The sequence below is a fragment of the Azospirillum lipoferum genome (genome assembly GCF_024170005.1).
Classification (GTDB): domain Bacteria; phylum Pseudomonadota; class Alphaproteobacteria; order Azospirillales; family Azospirillaceae; genus Azospirillum; species Azospirillum lipoferum.
Window position 1 is genome coordinate 327,785 of record NZ_JALJXJ010000008.1, and the last position, 19,033, is coordinate 346,817.

Genomic DNA, 19,033 nt, shown 5'->3' on the forward strand with positions numbered 1-19,033 from the left:
CATGGCACAGAATTACAAGGACGAGCTGTCCGGCGTCGAGACCACCGGCCACGAGTGGGATGGACTGCGCGAGCTGAACAATCCGCTGCCGAAGTGGTGGCTGTACCTGTTCTACGTCTGCATCGCCTGGGCGATGGTGTACTACGTGTTCTACCCGGCCTGGCCGCTGGGCAAGACCTACACGAAGGGCATCCTGGGATATTCCCAGCGCGAGGAGCTGGACACCAGGCTGGCGGAAGCGAAGGCCGGCCAGGCCAAGTACCTGACCGCCATCGCCGCCAAGTCGGTCGACGAAATCCAGAAGGACAAGGACCTGCTGGGCTTCGCCATGGCCGGCGGCCGCTCCTACTTCAACGAGAACTGCGCCGCCTGCCACGGCGCCGGCGGCCAGGGCGCCAAGGGCTTCCCGACGCTGGCCGACGACGTGTGGCTGTGGGGCGGCTCCTCGGCCGACATCTACAAGACCATCCAGCACGGCATCCGCTCGGATGACGGCGACACCCGCGGCACGCCGAACGTCGGCATGACCGCCTTCGGCAAGGACGGCATCCTCAACCGCGACCAGATCGATCAGGTGACGGACTATGTCCTGTCGCTGAACGGCAAGACCGCCGATGCGGGCAAGGTCGCCAAGGGCAAGACCGTCTATGACGAGAACTGCGCCGCCTGCCACGGCGACGCGGCCCAGGGCTCGGTTGCCGCCGGTGTCGACGGCGTCGGCGCCCCGCCGCTGAAGCAGGCCAACTGGCTCTACGGCAGCGACAAGCAGACGCTGGTCGAGACGGTGACCAACGGCCGCGCCGGCGTCATGCCGGCCTGGTCCAAGCGCCTGGACGACGCGACGATCAAGTCGCTGGCCGTCTACGTCCACAACCTGGGCGGCGGCAAGTAAGCCAAAGTCCGGGCGGACCGTTACGGAACCGACCGGAAAGGGCGTCGGGGAGGTCTCTCCCCGGCGCCTTTTTCTTTGGAAGCTTCAAGGCCGGCAGGCCGGTTCGTTAACTTCCTGTCATTTGATCCATCGCAATGTCCCTGCGGCAATCGGTCGCCATAGTTCCCGCGATCGAACGCCGCCGACCAGTCGAAGGGCAGCCAGCGACCATGAGCATCAGCACCACCACCGGAAACCGTCCCGCCCCCCCGAAACGCCTGAAGGCGCCGCGTCAGCCGGGATGGTACATCCCCTGGATCTTCGTCGGCGTCTTCATGATCGTCCTGGCGGTGAACGGGATCATGGTCCATTTCGCGGTGTCGAGCTGGACCGGGATCGAGACCGAGAACCACTTCATCAAGGGGCTCGGCTACAACAACGACCTCGCCGGTGCCCGTGCCCAGGCCGAGCGCGGCTGGCAGGTCCAGCCGGACTTCACCAGCACCGAACCGCGCAAGGGCGTGATCGCCATCACCGTCCGCGACAAGCAGGGCCAGATCCTGAAGGATGCTACCGTCACCGTGACGATGATCCGTCCGATCTCCGAAGGGCATGACAAGACCCTGTCGCTGCCCTATCTGGGCGAGGGCCGCTATGGCGCCCCGGTGGAGCTGGATCTGGAAGGCCAGTGGGACATGCGCTTCGTCATCACCCACGCCAGCGGCGACTATCAGGACCAGAAGCGCGTCTGGGTGCAGTGACCTGGGTGCAGTGATGGCGGCGAAGACGCCGCGACCGGGACTGTCAGGGTGACGTTGAGATGACCGTCTGCCTCCATTGCGGACAAGAGCTGGGCGAGGGCGCACAGGTCGCCACGATGACGGCCGGTGATGGCGCGGGGCCGTTCTGCTGCACCGGCTGCGCCGCCGCCTACGACCTCGTCCGCGGGCTGGGGCTGGAGCGCTATTACGAGCGCCGCAGCGTCGATCCCACCGCCCGCCCTCTGCGCCCCGACGACGCCCCGGCGGTCGATTACGAACCGCATGCCCGCGAGGAGCAGGACGGCAGCCGCAGCCTGCATCTGATGGTCGACGGCATGCAGTGCGCGGCCTGCGTCTGGCTGATCGAATCGGCGCTCAACCGCCAGCCGGGCGTCGCCCAGGCCCGCATGAACATGACCACGCGCCGGCTGACCGTGCGCTGGAAGCCCGAGGTGACCGACGCCAACGCGGTGGTCGGCACCGTGGCGCAGCTCGGATACCGCGCCGTTCCCTTCGACCCCGACCGGCTGGGCGGTGCCCAGGCCAAGAGCGAGAAGGAACTGCTGCGTGCCATGGCGGTGGCAGGCTTCGCCATGGGCAACGTCATGCTGCTGTCGGTGTCGGTGTGGGCTGGACACAGCCAGGGCATGGGCACCGCCACCCGCGACCTGATGCACTGGATTTCGGCGCTGATCTGCATGCCGGCCATTGCCTATGCGCTGCGTCCCTTCGCGCGCTCGGCGCTGTCGGCCCTGCGCCACGGCCGCACCAACATGGACGTGCCGATCACCATCGGCGTGCTGCTCGCCACCGGCATGAGCCTGTTCGAGACGATCCACAGCGGCGAGCATGCCTATTTCGACGGCGGCGTCATGCTGCTGTTCTTCCTGCTGGTCGGCCGCTATCTCGACCAGCGGGCGCGTGGCCGGGCGCGGTCGGCGGCCGAACAGCTGCTGGGCCTGCGCGCCAACGCCGTCACCATCCTGAACGCCGACGGCACCAGCGCCGTGGTGGCGCCGGAGCAAATCGTCCCCGGCACCACCATCCTGGTCGCGGCCGGCGAGCGCATCCCCGTCGACGGCCGGGTGTCCGACGGCGTGTCCGACCTCGACACCGGCCTGATCACCGGCGAGACGGTGCCCGGCACCGCGCGGCCGGGCGATCAGGTCTTCGCCGGCACCCTGAACCTGACGGCACCCCTGCGCCTGACCGTCACCGCGGTGGGGGAGGGCACGTTGCTGGCCGAGATCGTCCGGCTGATGGAGGTGGCGGAGCAGGGCCGCGCCAAATACGTCGCCATCGCCGACCGGGTGTCGCGCCTCTACGCCCCCGTCGTGCATCTGACCGCGCTGACCACCTTCGCCGCCTGGATGCTGCTGGGCGGGGTGGTGTGGCAGGACGCGCTGATGAACGCCATTGCTGTGCTGATCATCACCTGCCCCTGCGCGCTGGCTCTGGCCGTGCCGGTGGTGCAGGTGATCGCCAGCGGCCGGCTGATGCGCCAGGGCACGCTGCTGAAGAGCCCGACCGCGCTGGAACGGCTCGCCGCCATCGACACGGTGGTGTTCGACAAGACCGGTACCCTGACCGAAGGGCGTCCGGTGCCGCAGCTCGACGGGCTGCCGGCGGAGGATCTGGCGCTGGCGGCCTCACTCGCCGCGGCCAGCCGCCACCCGCTGGCCCGCGCGCTGGCGGCCGCCGCTCCCGAGGTGCCGGTGGCCGCGGGCGTGCGCGAGATCGCCGGTGCCGGCCTATCCTTGCAGACGGCGGATGGCGAGGTGCGGCTGGGCAGCCGCCGTTTCACCGGCGCGCCGCTGGAGGCGGAGGACGCCGCCGGTCCGGAGCTGTGGCTGGCCCGTCCGGGCGAGGAGCCGCGCCGGATCGTCTTCCTCGACGCCCCGCGCCCCGACGCCGCCGCGGTGGTGGCGGCGCTGAAGGCGCGCGGGCTGGAGGTGAAACTGCTGTCGGGTGACCGCCGCGGCGCTGTGGCGGCGGTGGCGGAGCGGCTGGGCATCGCCGACTGGCGGGCCGAGCAGACTCCGGCCGACAAGACCGCGGCGCTGACCGAACTGGCGGCCCGGGGACGCACCGTGCTGATGGTCGGCGACGGGCTGAACGACGCCCCGGCGCTGGCCGCCGCCGCGGTGTCGATGTCGCCCTCCACCGCGGTGGACGTCAGCCAGACCGCGGCCGACGTGGTGTTCCAGGGCCGGCTGCTGCGCCCGATCGTCGAGACGGTGGAGGTTTCCCGCCGGTCCGGCCGTCTGGTGAAGCAGAATTTCGGCATCGCCCTGGTGTATAACCTGTGCGCCGTGCCGCTGGCGATGGGCGGCATGCTGACGCCGCTGCTGGCGGCGCTGGCGATGTCGTCGTCGTCGCTGATCGTCATTCTGAACGCGCTGCGGCTGGCCCGCGGCGCCGTCGTCAAGGATCTTCCCGTGCGGGACATCGCCGTCCGGGAACTGCCGGGTAAGGATTCGGGTGATGGACGAGCTTCTCTATCTGATCGCGATCGCGCTGAGCCTGGGCGGCCTGGGGCTGGCGGCCTTTCTGTGGGCGCTGAAGTCCGGCCAGTTTGACGATCTGGACGGAGCGGCCCACCGTGTCCTGTTCGACGATGATCTGCCGCCGCCCGCCCGCCCGGGCGGCGAAGCGGCCAAGCCGGCGGAGGCCGTCCGCGGGCAATAGTGCCAAATTCCCTATGGGCAAAGATTAGGTTGTATGCGTGCGAGGTTGCGATTCCGCGCGATTGCCACCAATATGAGCCCATGCGGAATGAAAGGCTGGGTTCCTCCATGCCACCTTTTGATATGGTTCGCGCTCGGGAAAAGAGCGCTGCGACGGAAATGAATCCCTGCGGGGCCTGTCCCGTGCGCAGCCTGACGGTCTGCGCCGCGCTGGACCCCGAGGAATTGCGCCGTCTTGCCGACATTCTGCAGAATGTGCGCATCGATGCCGGCCACACCCTGTTCGCCGAGGGCGACGCCGCCGATGCGCTCTACAACGTCACCTCCGGCACGGTGAAGCTGTACAAGCTGCTGCCCGACGGCCGCCGCCAGATCACCGGTTTCCTGGTGACCGGCGATTTCCTGGGGCTGGCGGTCAACGACAGCTATGCCTACACCGCCGAATCGGTGACCAGCGCCTCGCTCTGCCGCTTCCCGCGCAAGAAGATCGACGCGCTGCTGGAGGAATTCCCCAAGATGCAGCGGCGCCTGTTCTCGATGGCGTCGAACGAGCTGGCCGCGGCACAGGACCAGATGCTTCTGCTTGGCCGCAAGACGGCGAAGGAGAAGATCTGCTCCTTCCTGCTGATGCTGTCGCAGCGCGCCGCCCGCCGCGGCCACAAGGAAAACCCGGTCTTCGTGCCGATGAGCCGCGCCGACATCGCCGACTATCTGGGCCTGACCACCGAAACCGTCAGCCGCACCTTCACCCAGCTGAAGACCGCCGGCGTGATCTCGCTCCAGGAAGGCAACAAGGTCCTGATCGCCGATATCGACGCGATGTACGATCTGGCCGAAGGGGCGTGAGCCACGCGCCTTTGCGGGGGGCCGGCGTATTCGGCAATTTTTCCATGGATGTCACGGATTAGAACACGGATGTCGCGGACGTTTCTCCGCAATGCTTCGGCTTGCCGGGCAGCTTCCGCGTCGGCAAGCCATTAAAAAATCCGTGTAATCCGTGCTTAAATCCGTAACATCCGTGTAGATCTTGCCAGCCGCGCCCGCACGCCGGCAAGAATACAGCGCGCGTTACTCCCGACCGATCGGCCGCAGTTCGAACAGCAGCCACACCAGCATCGACACCACCAGAATGGCGCCGGCCTGATGGGCGGCGGCGATGGGGACCCACACCACGGTCAGCAGCGTGGCGATGCCCATGGCGATCTGCAGCAGGACCATGGCGCCCGACGCCAATGCCGCGCGGCCGGCGCGGCCGGGCAGGCGGGCATTCAAGACTCGGGCGGCCAGCACCAGAACCACCACGCCGGTCAGGATCGCCAGCGCGCGGTGGATCAACTGGATCGCCGCAGTGTTCTCGACCGGGTTGAGCCACCAGGGGGTCAGCGTGTCGACCTCCGGCGGGATCCAGTGGCCGTTCATCAGCGGGAAGCTGTTGTAGGCGAAGCCGGCATCCGATCCGGCGACGAAGGCGCCCCAGACGATGGTGACGGCAACCAGCCCCAGCGCCCAGCGGGTGTGGCGGCGGAAAGACGCCGACTCCGGCCGCCAGCCCGCCAGCGGCAGCGGGTCGAGCAGGCCCAGCGCCGTGCGCAGCAGCAGGGCGTAGATCAGGATCGCGGTGCCGAGATGCAGCGCCAGCCGGTAATGGCTGACGTTCGGCGAATCGACCAGCCCGCTCTTCACCATGAACCAGCCGATGCCGCCCTGAAGCCCGCCAAGCAGGAACAGGCCGGCCAGCTTCGGCCAGAGAGCCGAAGAGATGCGGCCCTGCATCCAGAAGCGCAGGAAGGGAATCAGGAAGACGAAACCGATCAGCTGGCCCCACAGCCGGTGGAACCACTCCCACCAGAAGATCGACTGGAAGCCGGCGAGATCCATGTGGCTGTTGTAGATGCGGAATTCCGGCGTCGCCTTGTAGAGGTCGAACACCCGGTTCCATTCCGCCGAGGACAGCGGCGGCAGGATGCCGATCAGCGGTTTCCATTCCACCATCGACAGGCCGGATTCCGTCAACCGGGTGATGGCGCCGATCACGGCCATGGCCAGCACCATGGCGGCGCAGATCAGCAGCCAGACGGCGATCGGCCGGTTCGGATTGGGGCGGGTGTCGGCGGCGAGGCCGTCGGAGGCAAAGGCGGTCAATGCGGCATTCCGGAGCGCGGCGGTGGGATGTCCGCAAATGTGGGGCGAACATCCCGTCCCGTCAAACGGCTCTTGTCCGGTGTCTGCCGGAATGCCGGATCAGGCCCAGGGATCCGGCCCAGAGAACTGGCCCATATCAGGGGGTGCCCTCGGCGGTGGTCACGCCGGCTTTCGGCTGGGCGGTCTGCCCCTCGAACAGCGCCTCCTCCGCCGCGCGGCGGGCGACGAGACCCGGCAGCTTGGTCGGCGTGCCGTTCACCGTGGCATAGACCCAGCGGCCGAACTGGCCGGCGGCCCCGGCGTAATCGCCGGCATTCAGCAGCTTCAGCAGGGTCGAGCTTTGCAGGCTGCCGGCGCCGAGATTGAAGACGAAGGAGGACAGCGCACCACGCTGGTCGTCGTTCAGCGGCACCTTCACCAGGGCGTCGACATGGCCGGCGGCGGCCGTCAGGTCGGAGGCGAGGAAGGCGTCCGCCTGATCGGCGGTGATGGTCTCGCCCATCGTCACGCCGGCGGTGTGGCCGTACCCGATGGTGGGAACGCCGGCCGGGCACAGATAGGCCTTGAGGTACAGCCCCTCGAAATGCTTCACGAGATCGACCGCGGCTTGGCAGACCGGCTTGGTGGTCATGGATGGAAACTCCCGGTTGGCGCGCCGGGCGGAATGGCGCCGCCCGCATCGGGGGCGATGCTATGCGAGATACCCGCCGAGCGGGAAGGTGGGATTTAAATTTGTCGCAAGCCGCGGAAATCCCAGCGGAGAGGGTGCGCAGCAGGATCGGAGCTTCCCAGGATTTCAGGGCGGCAGGGTCTCAGGGTGACAGGGTCTGCGCGGCGCCGAACAGCACGAACAGGGCGAACAGCAGGGCGAACAGGCCGGCGATGGTCGTGAACTCCAGAAGAGCCTCCACCAGCCGGCTCTCCCGGTCCTGCCAACGCGTCCACCTGGTCGGGTTCGGGTTCGAAGCGGTGCGGGCCAGCCGTTTGTCGGCCGGCGGCATTTTCCGGATGCGGCCGGCTGCAGGGCCTCCGGTCCAGCCATCCGCCTTCCGCTTCGCCATCATCGTGCCCTCCGCCTCTCCAATGTCGGTATTGGCTAAAATTTTAGCTAATACCGACGGGTGGCGCTGTGACGGCAATCACAGGCGTGGGAAGCGGGGGCGGAGATCAGTGGAGGCGGAAATCGGCGGCGGCGTGGCGCAACTCGCCGGGGGTGATCAGGGTCTGGCTCGCCAGCCGCACCGAATGCAGCTTGCCGTCCAGATTGCGCTGCCAGAAATCGAGGAAGCGCCGCAGCACCGGATAGTCGGGCGCCTGGTCCAACTCCTGCCAAAGGTAGCACTGCAACAGGCCGGGATGGTCCGGCATATGGTAGAGAATCTCGGCGGTGGTCAGGCGGAAATCGCGGAGCTGAAGGCAGAGATCGGCCATGGACGGTCTCCCATGCAGTGGGTGGATTGGGCGGGCTCTGGCGGCGTCGGTTTCCTCTTTCTGCTGTCCCGGCGCGGGGCGCCGCTGCCGGGCAGGCTGGTCCTTCGTGACCGTTTGAAGAAATCTTGCCTGTGCCCGCCCTCGGGTGCAACGGGAAATATCAAGTTATTTCAGTGTGTTAGCAGCAGGTTTGGGTGAGTGCTGCCGGCATTTGCGGCAAATTTCGAAACGAGCCTCTTGAATCCCAAAACCGCTTCGATTAGCTGTCTGGCACTCGCCGGGAGGGAGTGCTAACAGCAACCAGCCCGCGCCAATTCACGTCAGTCAGAACCAAGCCTTGATCCAAGGAGGCATTCCATGAAGTTCCGTCCGCTGCACGACCGCGTCGTCGTCAAGCGTCTGGAGTCCGACACCAAGACCAAGGGCGGGATCATCATCCCCGATACGGCGAAGGAAAAGCCGCAGGAAGGCGAAGTCATCGCCGTCGGCCCGGGCGCCCGCGACGAGTCGGGCAAGGTCGTGGCGCTGGACGTCAAGGCCGGCGACCGCATCCTGTTCGGCAAGTGGTCGGGCACCGAGGTGAAGATCGAAGGCCAGGATTTCCTGATCATGAAGGAATCCGACATCATGGGCATCATCGAGGCCTAAGTCCTCTGCCCGTATCCTTTGAAATTCGCTAGTTAAAAGGAATCGAGACATGGCTGCCAAAGACGTCAAGTTCGGCCCCACCGCGCGCGAAAAGCTGCTGCGTGGCGTTGACATCCTCGCCGACGCCGTGAAGGTCACGCTGGGCCCGAAGGGCCGCAACGTCGTGATCGAGAAGTCCTTCGGCGCTCCGCGCATCACGAAGGACGGCGTGTCGGTCGCCAAGGAAATCGAACTGTCCGACAAGTTCGAGAACATGGGCGCCCAGATGGTCCGCGAGGTCGCCTCGAAGACCAACGATCTGGCCGGTGACGGCACCACCACCGCCACCGTTCTGGCCCAGGCCATCGTCCGCGAAGGCGTGACCAAGGTCGCCGCCGGCCTGAACCCGATGGACCTGAAGCGCGGCATCGACGTGGCCGTCGAGGCCGTCGTCGCCGACATCCAGAGCCGCGCCAAGAAGGTTACGACCAACGACGAGATCGCCCAGGTCGGCACCATCTCCGCCAACGGCGAAGCCGAGATCGGCAAGATGATCGCCCAGGCGATGGAGAAGGTCGGCAACGAGGGCGTCATCACGGTGGAAGAGGCCAAGAGCCTGGACACCGAGCTGGACGTCGTCGAGGGCATGCAGTTCGACCGCGGCTACCTGTCGCCGTACTTCATCACCAATGCCGACAAGATGATCGCGGATCTCGAGAATCCGTACATCCTGCTGCATGAGAAGAAGCTGTCGGGCCTGCAGTCGCTGCTGCCGGTTCTGGAGGCCGTCGTTCAGTCCTCCCGTCCGCTGCTGATCGTCGCCGAGGACGTCGAGGGCGAGGCCCTGGCGACCCTGGTCGTCAACAAGCTGCGCGGCGGCCTGAAGATCGCCGCCGTCAAAGCCCCGGGCTTCGGCGACCGCCGCAAGGCGATGCTGGAAGACATGGCCATCCTGACCGGCGGCCAGGTCATCTCCGAAGACCTCGGCATCAAGCTCGAGAACGTCACCATCGACATGCTGGGCACCGCCAAGAAGGTCGTGATCTCCAAGGAGACCACCACGATCGTCGACGGCGCCGGCGACAAGGCCGACATCGAAGCCCGTTGCGGCCAGATCCGCGCCCAGGTCGAGGAGACGACCTCCGACTACGACCGCGAGAAGCTGCAGGAGCGTCTGGCGAAGCTGGCTGGCGGCGTTGCCGTCATCCGCGTCGGCGGCGCCACCGAGGTCGAGGTGAAGGAGCGCAAGGACCGCGTTGACGACGCCATGCACGCCACCCGCGCCGCGGTGGAAGAGGGCATCGTCGCCGGCGGCGGCACCGCCCTGCTGTATGCCGCCAAGGCTCTCGACAAGCTGACCCCGGTCAACGACGAGCAGCGCGTCGGCATCGACATCATCCGCCGCGCCCTGCAGGCCCCGGTCCGTCAGATCGCCTTCAACGCGGGCACCGACGGTTCGATCGTGGTCGGCAAGCTGCTGGAGCAGAACGACGCCAACTTCGGCTACGATGCCCAGAAGGGCGAGTTCACCAACCTGGTGGCCGCCGGCATCATCGACCCGGTGAAGGTGGTCCGCACCGCCCTGCAGGATGCGGCCTCGATCGCCGGCCTGCTGATCACCACCGAGGCGATGATCGCCGAGAAGCCGGAGAAGAAGGCTGCTCCGGGCGGCATGCCGGGTGGCATGGGCGGCATGGACGACATGGGCTTCTAATCAGCCCGCGTCCCATAGCCTGTCTGCCAACCGTTCCGCGGTTTGGAAAGGGGCGCCTCCGCAAGGGGGCGCCCTTTTTCTTTTGGACGGACTTCTTTTGGGTGGATGGGCAAGGGGTGGTCGCAGCATTCCGCGATCCTGAAATGTCAAGGCGAAGTCCGCCTTGCTTTGCCGCGGTCGTCTCCCAATAATCCGCCCTCTCTTGCCGGCCCCCCAGCGTGGGGCGCCGGCCTCCTGACTTCCGTATTTTTTACGAGGGCTTGTTCCATGCGCTCCTTCGAGGGCCAGCATTCCGACAACGTCGCCATCAAGCGCAGCCGCGAGGAGAAGCAGCGTCAGCTGGTTCAGCTCAAGGAGCAGCTGGCGACGCTGAAAGCCCACGCGGCCCCCGCCATCCGTGAAGCGTTGGTCAAGCGCATCGCCGAACTCGACGCCGAACTGCGCCAGCCCGCCAAGCCGCCCCGCGAGGGCCGTGAAGGCCGCGAGGACGCGCCGCGCCATCCCCGCCGCGAAGCCCGGCCCAGCGTCTTCCGCGCCGAAGACAGTGGTGACCGCAGCGCCACCGTGACCGCGTCGAGCGTCTTCGCCTCGCCGCGCCGCCGCAGCTGAAAGCACGGGACAGCGCAATGCCCGTCGACCGCACCGTCTCCGTGAAGGGATCCCGTCTCGCCGATCAGGCCTGGCTGCTGATGATGCTGCCACCCCTGTTCTGGGCGGGCAACGCGGTCCTGGGGCGGGCGGTCGCCGGGGCGGTGCCGCCCATCGGGCTGGCCTTCTGGCGCTGGTGCCTGGGCATGCTGGTGGTGCTGCCCTTCGCCTGGCCGCACCTGCGCCACGACATCACGCCGATCCTGGCGCGGTGGAAGAGCGTCCTGCTGCTGGGCACGCTGGGCATCGGCATCTACAACACCTTTCAATATATCGCGCTGAACACGACGACCGCGCTGAACTGCGTGATGCTGCAATCGTCGATGCCGGTGATGATCGTGCTGATGAGCCTCGTCCTGTTCCGCGACCGGATCGGGGCATTGCAGGGGGTGGGAATCGCCGTCTCGCTGGTCGGCGCGATGACCCTGATCTCGCACGGCGATCCGGGCACCCTGCTGGGGCTGGAGCTGAATGCCGGCGACGTCTGGATGCTGGCGGCGGTGGTGATCTATGCCGCCTACACCACGCTGCTGCGCCGCCGGCCGGCCATTCACGGACTGAGCTTCGTCGTCGTCACCTTCGCCATCGGTGCGGTGGAGCTGCTGCCTTTCTATATCTGGGAAAGCCTGAGCGGCCATCCGGTCCAGGCCAGCGGCATCACCCTGCTGGCGGTCGGCTACACCGTGCTGTTCCCGTCCATCGCCGCCTATCTTTGCTTCAACCGGGCGGTGGAGCTTCTGGGTCCCAACACCGCCGGCCTTGCCATCCATCTGGTTCCGGTCTTCGGCAGCCTGCTGGCAATCCTGTTCCTGGGCGAGCAGCCGCACCTCTACCATGGGATCGGCATCGCCCTGATCGCCGCCGGCATCCTCCTGGCGACCCGCCGCCGGGCCTGAGCGGTGCCGGGGGTGTCGTCCGGAAGTACAGCGCGAAACGATAAGTCCCAGGGTTGGTAATTTTCAAACCTGACCAGTGAAACAAACAAACTGGATGATGCTATTTGCCCTGTGATGAAATTCGGACGGCGTTGCTGCTGTGCACAAAGGTTGACTGGATATAAATTCGCCGAAAATACTTGTGCCGTTCGCCGTATGGTTTTGCCATGTGCCGCGGGATAGCGCGAAGATCGGCGTTCTTGTTGGGACGTTCGCCGGTATAATATCCCCGATATCCTTTTAGACACCCCCACTATCCCTCGCGCTTGCGGCGGTCAATAAGGGATGACCGCTAAAATGTCGGTCATGACGGCGGTTCGCTCACGGATCGATCGTCATGTGGAGCCGGCGCTGTTCGCCGGTCCGATGTGGTGGAGGTCCCAAGATGCCCCTGCAAATGTCCGCGCCCGTTTATTCGCAAACCACCTGCCTCGTTCATATCGTCGACGGCGATCTGCTGTCGCGCAGCACGCTGTCGCGGGCGCTGGGCGCCGTCGGCATCGCCTGCCGGGTCCACAGCACCGCCGCCGATGCGCTGGCCGTGCTGGGCACCGGGTCCTCCTGCATCGTCCTGCGCAGCGACCTGCCGGACATGAGCGCCATGGAGTTCATGGCCGAAGCCTCGCTGCACGGCCATGACCTGCCGGTCCTGGTGATGACCGAGCAGGGCGACGTCGACGCCGCCGTCGCCGCGATGAAGGCCGGTGCGGTGGACTGCATCGCCCGCCCCTTCGCCATCCCGGCCTTCCTGGAGCGGCTGCGCGCCTGTCTGGCCTCCGGCAGTCCGCATGCCCAGCAGCGCGACCGCAGCCGCGATGCCGTCCGCCGGCTCGCCCTGCTGAGCCGCCGCGAGTCGGAGGTTCTGGAACTGATCGTCGAGGGCAAGCAGAGCAAGACCATCGCCTGGGAACTGGGCATCAGCATCAAGACGGTGGAGGTCCACCGCGCCCGCATCATGGAAAAGACCTGCTGCCGGTCCATCGTCGGGCTGGGCCGCCTGTGGGAAGCGGCGGAGATGCTGCGCGGCCGCGACCTGCCGCCTGCCCTTTCCATCCGCCAGCCGGCGCAGGCAGCAATGATGGAAGTGGCGGCATCCTGATGCCGCCATCCTCGGGGGCTGCGGCTCCGTCAGCACCGGCCGGTTGAAAATTGAAGACGGAAGAGTCCTTTCCGTGGGATTGATCGGAAGAGGATTGTAAAGTTCCGGGGAAGAGCAACCAGAACGCCGACAGGAGCGGTCCGATGTTCCCCGACCATGGTCACCGTCGCATCGCCGTGGCGTCGCCCGACGATATCGCCACGGCGCGCCGGATCGCGGCGGAACGGGCCGAAGGAGTGCTGCCGGCGGACGAGGCGGCCCGGCTCGACCGGCTGGTGACGGCGATGGCCGATTATGCCCTGGGCCGGCCGGCCGGGACCGTCCTGATCGCCCGGATGCGGAGCGGGGCCGGCGTCGAATGTCTGGCCTATGACCGCGATCCCGCTACGACCGACCTGCCGGCATCGCCCGCGCCGGACTCCGCTTCTCCCGGGTTTGGTGCCGCGCTGGAAGCCGTGCGGGTCCAGGCCGACCGTTTCCACATCCATGCCACGCCGGGCATCGGGTCGGCGCTTCTGGCCCGCGTCCTGCGGCCCGGTGCGGACGATGGGCCGCCGGCCGGCGCCCTGGCACAGGCCGGGGCGGTGATGGTCGAGCGCAGTGGCGGCGAGGCCGCGCGGGGCGGTCCCTTCATCGACCATTGGTTCGTCAGCTGTGCCCCCGCCCGCGGTGGCGACGGCCCCTGCGGCATCGCCTTGATGGTCGATGGCGACACGGCCGGCGACACCGGTTCCGCAGATGCCGAACCGGGAGTGGACGCCGGCAAGGGGCAGGGCTGCCCTCCGCAATCCCCTACGGTGATGACGGCCGCCGTGGTCCGGCAGGTGGAGGCGGTGGTCGCCGCCACGGTGCCCGGTCTGCCGGCTCCGGTCGTGGTGAACGCGATCCGGCGCGACCTGAAGGGGCGGTCCGGATTGGGGCTGTCCCAGGACCGGACCCTGACGCGGATCGGACGGTCCGCCGTCGCGGTTCTGCGCTTCGACGCCGATGCGGTGGATTATACGGCGCTCGGTACCCTGGCCGGGGCGGTGGTGCGCCGGCAGGAGATCACGGCGCTCGGCGCCCGCTGGGCGATGATCGGTTTCAACCCGCTGGCTCCCGCCTCGGTCCATCTGCGCTGGGCGCCGGGGGAACATGTCGTGCTCTACACCGGCGGATGCGCCCGGCTGCCCGCCCTGTTCATCCACCGCGACCTGCACGAGGTCGAGCCGACGCTGGCAGCGCTGGTCCTGCTGCGCGACGGTGCGGTGAGCGACGACGACCACACCGTGCTGGTGCTGCGCAACCGCGCCGCCTGATCAGCGCCAGCCCCGCGGTCCGCCCGGACCCCACCCGCGTCCCCGCCCATACCAGCCGCGGTCGCCATGCCAATGGTCATGCCAGGGGCGGCGGTAATAGTAACCCGGCCCGACCACCACCGGCGGCGGCACGGCGTAGACGGTCGGCGGCGCGACGACGGCCGGCTCGCTGTAGGTGGGATAATAGGGATCATAGGCGACGCAGCCGGACAGGGCGGCGGCGCCGGCAGCCAGGAGCAGGGCGGTCAGGATCCTTGGACGAGTGGTGCGCATGGCCGTGCTTCCTGTCTTGCGAAGGACCGGCTTCGGCAATGAGGCCGGTCATCTGTACGAACACCCCGACCCAGCCGGCTATTCCATACCCCTTTGGCGCCATGCTCTTCGAAGCGGGTTTCTCCGACCATCCATCCATACATTGGCCGTCCATCGCGGTTTCGGATGGATGAAACAAGAACTATGAATTTCACCCATCGGGCGGCTGCCGCCATCCTGTGTCTCGACTTCCTCCCCTTTCAGAAGACGAGGCCATCATGAAAGCCGTTGGTTTCCGCAAGTCCCTGCCCATCACCGATGCCGGCGCGCTGATCGACATCGAGATCGATCGGCCCACCCCCGCCGGCCATGACCTGCTGGTCCGGGTGGAGGCGGTGTCGGTCAACCCGGTGGACACCAAGGTTCGCCACAACGCCGCCCCGGCCGAGGGCGATCTGCGCATCCTGGGCTTCGACGCCGCCGGCATCGTCGAGGCGGTCGGACCGGAGGTGACCCTGTTCCGCCCCGGCGATGCGGTGTTCTATGCCGGCTCCATCGACCGTCCCGGCACCAACGGCGAATATCATCTGGTCGACGAGCGTATCGTCGGCGCCCGCCCGGCCAGCCTGAGCGTCGCCGAGGCCGCCGCCCTGCCGCTGACCGCCATCACCGCCTGGGAGATGCTGTTCCACCGGCTGGGCCTGCCGCGTGACGGTGGCGAGGGCAAATCACTGCTGATCGTCGGCGGCGCCGGTGGCGTCGGCTCCATCGCCATCCAGCTGGCCCGCCGGCTGAGCAAGGTTCGGGTGCTGGCCACCGCGTCCCGTCCGGAGACCGCCGACTGGGTGCGCGAACTGGGCGCCCATGACGTGATCGACCACAGCCGGCCGATGGCGGAGCAGGTGAAGGCGCTGGGGCTGGCCGGTGTCGATTACATTTTCTCCACCAACGCGACCGACCGTCATTTCCAGGATCTGGTCGAGCTGGTGGCGCCGCAGGGCCACATCGGCCTGATCGACGACCCGGAGCCGATCGACGTCCGGCTGCTGAAGCGCAAGAGCGTCTCGCTGCACTGGGAGCTGATGTTCACCAGGCCGCTGTTCAAGACCGACGACATGGTCGCCCAGCACGAGCTGCTGACCGAGGTGTCGCGGCTGGTCGATGCCGGCACGCTGCGTACCACCCTGACCGAAACGCTGGGCCGCATCGACGCCGCCACCCTGCGCAAGGCGCATGCCCTGATCGAATCGGGCAAGGCGCGCGGCAAGGTCGTGCTGGAAGGCTTCTGACCGGTTGTTCCGGCTCAGCCCGCCCCCTCACCCGGCGAGGGCGAGCGGCGGGCGGGCCGGACGCATCGCCGACAGGCTTTCCACAATGAAGCCGACCAGCGGTTCGGCGAGGCGGCGGTTGCGCGGCGTCTCGCCGAACACCGCCATTTCGACATTGCCCAGTTCGGGCAAACCGTCCTCCACCCCCAGCCGGCGCACGCCGTCGGGCACCGAGGACTCGCTCAGTACAGCAACCCCCAGCCCGGCGCGGACGGCGGCCTGGACCCCCATGACGCTGGCGCTGGTGTAGACCACCCGCCAGGGCCGGCCGGCCTCGCCCAACGCCGCCAGTCCGCGGTTGCGGAAGACGCAAGGGGCGGGCAGGGCGCAGAAGGGCAGGGGGCCGTCGGCGGGGATCTCCAATCCGGGGGCGGCGATCCAGCGCATCGGCTCGGTCCAGATGACGCGGCCGCGGGTGTCGCCAGCGTCGCGGCGGGAGATGACGAGATCCAGATCGCCCGTGTCCAGCGCCGCGACCAGATCGCTGCACATGCCGACCCGCACGTCGATGTGCAGGCGCGGGTGCAGCTTGGCGAAGCGGCGCAGCACATGGGGCAGATGGTCGGACAGGAAATATTCGGCCACGCCGAGGCGCAGTTCGCCCTCCGCCGCCGGTTCGGTGAAGCGGCGCACCGTCTCGTCGTTCAGGTCCAGCAGCCGGCGGGCATAGCCCATCAGCAGCTCGCCGTCATGGGTCAGTGCCAGCGACCGGCTGGTGCGTTCGAAGACCCGGCGGCCGAGCGTGTCCTCCAGCTTCTTGATCTTCACGCTGACCGCCGACTGCGTCCGGCCCAGCCGGTCGGCCGCCGCGGTGAAGCCGCCGGCCTCCGCCACGGTGACGAAGGCGCGCAGCGCGTCGATCTCCAGGTCGGGCAGGGACATCGGGGATACATTCCGGATCATGATCGTTGCCGCGTATCCTATCGCGAACGCTCATGGATGGCGAGCGGCGCATCGGGACAAACCATCAGGCGGATGGCGCCGGGCCATTGAAGCCGGCCCGTTGAAGTTGGGCGGGGGCGTTCTCATTGTCAGCCCTCCGGGCCTCGCCGCCCGGATGCCTGACGATGCTTGAGGAGAGAAACGTTTGATGACCCGTTTTCCTGCGCCGGCCGGCAGAGTGGCTCTCAAACGCCTGGTCCTTGCATTTGCCGCTGCGGCTCTGCTCGCCGGTTGCCAGATGCCGGGCCTGACGCCGCCGCCGCAACAGACCGCCGCCCTTCCGCCGCCGGCAGCGCCCAAGCCGCCACCGGAAGCCCGTGGCATCTGGATCGTCGGCAGCCCGGCCCTGCGCGGCACCATCGATCAGGCGACTGCCAGATACTCCGGCGGCCCCGACACCAAGCCGCATCTCGACGCCCGCGGCACCGCCGCCGGTTTCCGCGCCTTCTGTGGCGGGGTCGGGCTGGACCATCCCGACATGGTGGCCTCCGACCGGCCGATCGGTGCGGCCGAGTACCAGCGCTGCCGCGCCGCCAGCATCACGCTGACCCAATATGATTTCGGACCGAAGCGCTTTGTCTACGTCAAGGACTCGCACATGATGGCGGTCCCCGGCGTGAACGACTTCGTCGCCAGCTGGGGCCAGACCGGCAAGCCGGTGAGCGCACCGACGGCCGGGAGCTGAGCGGCCGGGAGCCGAGGGGTGCTCACCCCGCCGCGAACAGGCCGCCCTCGTCGGACGCGTCGGCGGCATCATCGGCGTTGGGATCGCCCAGCGCGGTTTCCCAGCCCAGCGCCGGCAGGGCGATGGCGCGGGTGTTGCCCAGGCCGCTGCGGCTGGCGATGAAGCCGCGCTGTTCCATGTAGGTCAGCAGGCGGCGTCCGCGTCCCTTCGACCGGCTGCCGCAGGCGCGGGCCACGTCGGCGTCGGACGGGCAGGGAGCGTGGTCGAGGGCCGCACGGGCCAGCAGCAGGAAGACCGGCTGGATGTCCTCCGCCAGGGTGGCGGCGACCTCCGTCGCGCGCTGCCAGGCGGGATCGTCGCCGCTGCCGGCCCCGGCGCGGGCGGTCGCCAGACGGCGGCGGAAGGCGGGCAGGGCCAGCCGGTCGCCATCCACTCCGCGGCCCCGGCAGCGCACCAGGAAATCCTGGTACAGAACGGCGAGCGAGCGGTAGGGCGCCTCCGGGTCGGCCAGCACCTCGGCCAGCACCTCGTCATACCGGGCCTCGCGCTCGGCAGCCTGTTCCGGGGTTTCCTCCGGCTCCAGCGGCAGTAGAGCGGGTTGCTCGGCCTCATCGTCCGGAGAGGGCGGCGGGGCGGCGGGACGGCCGCGCGCCAGCTGCGCCATCAGGTCGGCGCTGGCCGAGGTGGAGGGGCGGCGCACGTAGCGCGGCGGTTCCGGCCCGGTCGTGGTGAAGATCAGGTCGCGGGCGTCCTCCACCGGGGTGGCGGGGGGCGGCATCAGGGTCGGGCTGCCGGTGCGGCCCTGGGTTTCCACCGCGCCGATGCGCAGCGGCAGCGGCCGGCGCGACAAAGCGGGGCCGAGCGCGATGAAATGGCCGCGCTCCAGGTCGCGGAACATTTCCGCCTGCCGGCGTTCCATCCCCAGCAGGTCGGCGGCGCGCGCCATGTCGATGTCGAGGAAGGTGCGGCCCATCAGGAAGTTCGACGCCTCGGCCGCGACGTTCTTCGCCAGCTTCGCCAGACGCTGGGTGGCGATCACCCCGGCCAGTCCGCGCTTGCGCCCGCGGCACATCAGGTTGGTCATGGCGCCGAGCGAGACCTTGCGCGCCTCGTCCGACACCTCGCCGGCGGCCGACGGGGCGAAGAGCTGCGCCTCGTCCACCACCACCAGCATCGGATACCAGAAATCGCGGTCGGCATCGAACAGCCCGCCCAGAAAGGCGGCGGCGTGGCGCATCTGCATTTCCGCGTCGAGCCCTTCCAGGTTCAGGACGACGGAGACGCGGTGCTGGCGCACGCGGGCGGCGACCGATTGCAGCGCGGCCTCGCTGTGCGCGTCGGCCTCCACCACCACATGGCCGAAGCGTTCGGCCAGGGTGACGAAGTCGCCCTCCGGGTCGATCACCGCCTGCTGCACCCATTGGGCGCTCTGTTCGATCAGCCGGCGCAGCAGGTGCGACTTGCCGGAGCCGGAATTGCCCTGGACCAGCAGACGGGTCGCCAGCAGCTCCTCCAGGTCGAGCGTCGCGGCACTGCCCGCGTTCGTCGCCCCCATGTCGATGCCGACCTTCATCCCGCTCGCCTCCCACTCACCCGAACCGCCCCCTTGAAGA

20 protein-coding genes are annotated in these 19,033 nt (G+C 68.1%); 13 read left to right on the forward strand and 7 right to left on the reverse strand.

All coding sequences use genetic code 11. The features are described 5' to 3' along the window. Nucleotide 1 precedes the first annotated feature (1 nt). The 5 genes from ccoP (at nt 2) to J2848_RS19810 (ending at nt 5,165) form a co-directional block, all read left to right on the forward strand. Nucleotides 2-892: a cytochrome-c oxidase, cbb3-type subunit III gene (gene ccoP / locus J2848_RS19790; RefSeq protein WP_149234499.1), complete on the forward strand. Its 891-nt coding sequence runs from the start codon at nt 2-4 to the stop codon at nt 890-892. 209 nt (nt 893-1,101) lie between these two features. After that, a complete protein-coding gene (locus tag J2848_RS19795) occupies nt 1,102-1,632 on the forward strand; it encodes a FixH family protein (RefSeq protein ID WP_149234498.1) in 531 nt (176 codons plus the stop codon). Nucleotides 1,633-1,691: 59 nt separating this feature from the next. Continuing rightward, the gene (locus tag J2848_RS19800) at nt 1,692-4,211 is read left to right on the forward strand and encodes a heavy metal translocating P-type ATPase (protein WP_149234497.1); all 2,520 of its coding nucleotides are present in this window, start codon (nt 1,692-1,694) and stop codon (nt 4,209-4,211) included. Beyond that, nucleotides 4,117-4,320, forward strand: coding sequence for a cbb3-type cytochrome oxidase assembly protein CcoS (ccoS, locus tag J2848_RS19805; RefSeq protein ID WP_149234496.1), 204 nt, complete (start codon nt 4,117-4,119; stop codon nt 4,318-4,320). Before J2848_RS19800 ends, ccoS begins: the two co-directional genes overlap by 95 nt. A gap of 182 nt (nt 4,321-4,502) precedes the next feature. Then, nucleotides 4,503-5,165, forward strand: coding sequence for a Crp/Fnr family transcriptional regulator (locus tag J2848_RS19810; RefSeq protein ID WP_246194313.1), 663 nt, complete (start codon nt 4,503-4,505; stop codon nt 5,163-5,165). Nucleotides 5,166-5,387: 222 nt separating this feature from the next. Here the strand turns inward: J2848_RS19810 and J2848_RS19815 are convergent, their stop codons facing one another. The 4 genes from J2848_RS19815 to J2848_RS19830 all read right to left on the reverse strand — a co-directional run bounded on the left by J2848_RS19815 (nt 5,388) and on the right by J2848_RS19830 (nt 7,892). Further along, complete coding sequence (locus tag J2848_RS19815; RefSeq protein WP_149234494.1) at nt 5,388-6,461, reverse strand: COX15/CtaA family protein; 1,074 nt, start codon at nt 6,459-6,461, stop codon at nt 5,388-5,390. Nucleotides 6,462-6,597: 136 nt separating this feature from the next. Then, the gene (locus tag J2848_RS19820; RefSeq protein ID WP_149234493.1) at nt 6,598-7,092 is read right to left on the reverse strand and encodes a lysozyme; all 495 of its coding nucleotides are present in this window, start codon (nt 7,090-7,092) and stop codon (nt 6,598-6,600) included. A gap of 181 nt (nt 7,093-7,273) precedes the next feature. Then, nucleotides 7,274-7,525, reverse strand: coding sequence for a hypothetical protein (locus J2848_RS19825; protein ID WP_149234492.1), 252 nt, complete (start codon nt 7,523-7,525; stop codon nt 7,274-7,276). Nucleotides 7,526-7,628: 103 nt separating this feature from the next. After that, nucleotides 7,629-7,892 (reverse strand): usg protein, encoded by a 264-nt coding sequence (locus J2848_RS19830; protein ID WP_149234491.1) that lies wholly within the window; start codon nt 7,890-7,892, stop codon nt 7,629-7,631. Between the two features lie 357 nt (nt 7,893-8,249). On the opposite strand from J2848_RS19830, the gene groES reads away from it, so the two are divergent. The 6 genes from groES (at nt 8,250) to J2848_RS19860 (ending at nt 14,213) form a co-directional block, all read left to right on the forward strand. Further along, nucleotides 8,250-8,540: a co-chaperone GroES gene (gene groES / locus J2848_RS19835; protein ID WP_149234490.1), complete on the forward strand. Its 291-nt coding sequence runs from the start codon at nt 8,250-8,252 to the stop codon at nt 8,538-8,540. 49 nt (nt 8,541-8,589) lie between these two features. Beyond that, the gene (gene groL / locus J2848_RS19840) at nt 8,590-10,233 is read left to right on the forward strand and encodes a chaperonin GroEL (protein ID WP_149234489.1); all 1,644 of its coding nucleotides are present in this window, start codon (nt 8,590-8,592) and stop codon (nt 10,231-10,233) included. A gap of 267 nt (nt 10,234-10,500) precedes the next feature. Beyond that, the gene (locus J2848_RS19845; protein ID WP_149234488.1) at nt 10,501-10,842 is read left to right on the forward strand and encodes a hypothetical protein; all 342 of its coding nucleotides are present in this window, start codon (nt 10,501-10,503) and stop codon (nt 10,840-10,842) included. 17 nt (nt 10,843-10,859) lie between these two features. Next, nucleotides 10,860-11,777 carry a DMT family transporter gene (locus tag J2848_RS19850; protein ID WP_149234487.1) on the forward strand — a complete coding sequence of 306 codons (918 nt, stop codon included), beginning with the start codon at nt 10,860-10,862 and terminating at the stop codon, nt 11,775-11,777. A gap of 436 nt (nt 11,778-12,213) precedes the next feature. Beyond that, on the forward strand, nt 12,214-12,915 hold the full coding sequence (locus tag J2848_RS19855; RefSeq protein WP_246194312.1) for a response regulator transcription factor: 702 nt from the start codon (nt 12,214-12,216) through the stop codon (nt 12,913-12,915). Between the two features lie 143 nt (nt 12,916-13,058). Then, complete coding sequence (locus J2848_RS19860; protein ID WP_149234485.1) at nt 13,059-14,213, forward strand: hypothetical protein; 1,155 nt, start codon at nt 13,059-13,061, stop codon at nt 14,211-14,213. Here the strand turns inward: J2848_RS19860 and J2848_RS19865 are convergent, their stop codons facing one another. Next, on the reverse strand, nt 14,214-14,486 hold the full coding sequence (locus tag J2848_RS19865) for a hypothetical protein (RefSeq protein ID WP_149234484.1): 273 nt from the start codon (nt 14,484-14,486) through the stop codon (nt 14,214-14,216). It abuts the gene before it with no gap. A 257-nt stretch (nt 14,487-14,743) separates the two neighbouring features. Here J2848_RS19865 and J2848_RS19870 point away from each other — a divergent pair, with 257 nt between their 5' ends. Then, nucleotides 14,744-15,754, forward strand: coding sequence for a zinc-binding alcohol dehydrogenase family protein (locus tag J2848_RS19870; RefSeq protein WP_149234483.1), 1,011 nt, complete (start codon nt 14,744-14,746; stop codon nt 15,752-15,754). Nucleotides 15,755-15,781: 27 nt separating this feature from the next. On the opposite strand, the gene J2848_RS19875 is transcribed toward J2848_RS19870, so the two are convergent. Further along, on the reverse strand, nt 15,782-16,675 hold the full coding sequence (locus tag J2848_RS19875; RefSeq protein WP_149234482.1) for a LysR substrate-binding domain-containing protein: 894 nt from the start codon (nt 16,673-16,675) through the stop codon (nt 15,782-15,784). A gap of 208 nt (nt 16,676-16,883) precedes the next feature. Between J2848_RS19875 and J2848_RS19880 the strand changes: the two genes are divergently transcribed. Next, on the forward strand, nt 16,884-17,420 hold the full coding sequence (locus J2848_RS19880; RefSeq protein WP_149234481.1) for a type 2 periplasmic-binding domain-containing protein: 537 nt from the start codon (nt 16,884-16,886) through the stop codon (nt 17,418-17,420). Between the two features lie 22 nt (nt 17,421-17,442). Here J2848_RS19880 and J2848_RS19885 read toward each other — a convergent pair whose 3' ends face one another. Then, nucleotides 17,443-18,993 carry a helicase HerA domain-containing protein gene (locus J2848_RS19885; RefSeq protein WP_149234480.1) on the reverse strand — a complete coding sequence of 517 codons (1,551 nt, stop codon included), beginning with the start codon at nt 18,991-18,993 and terminating at the stop codon, nt 17,443-17,445. Nucleotides 18,994-19,033 lie beyond the last annotated feature (40 nt).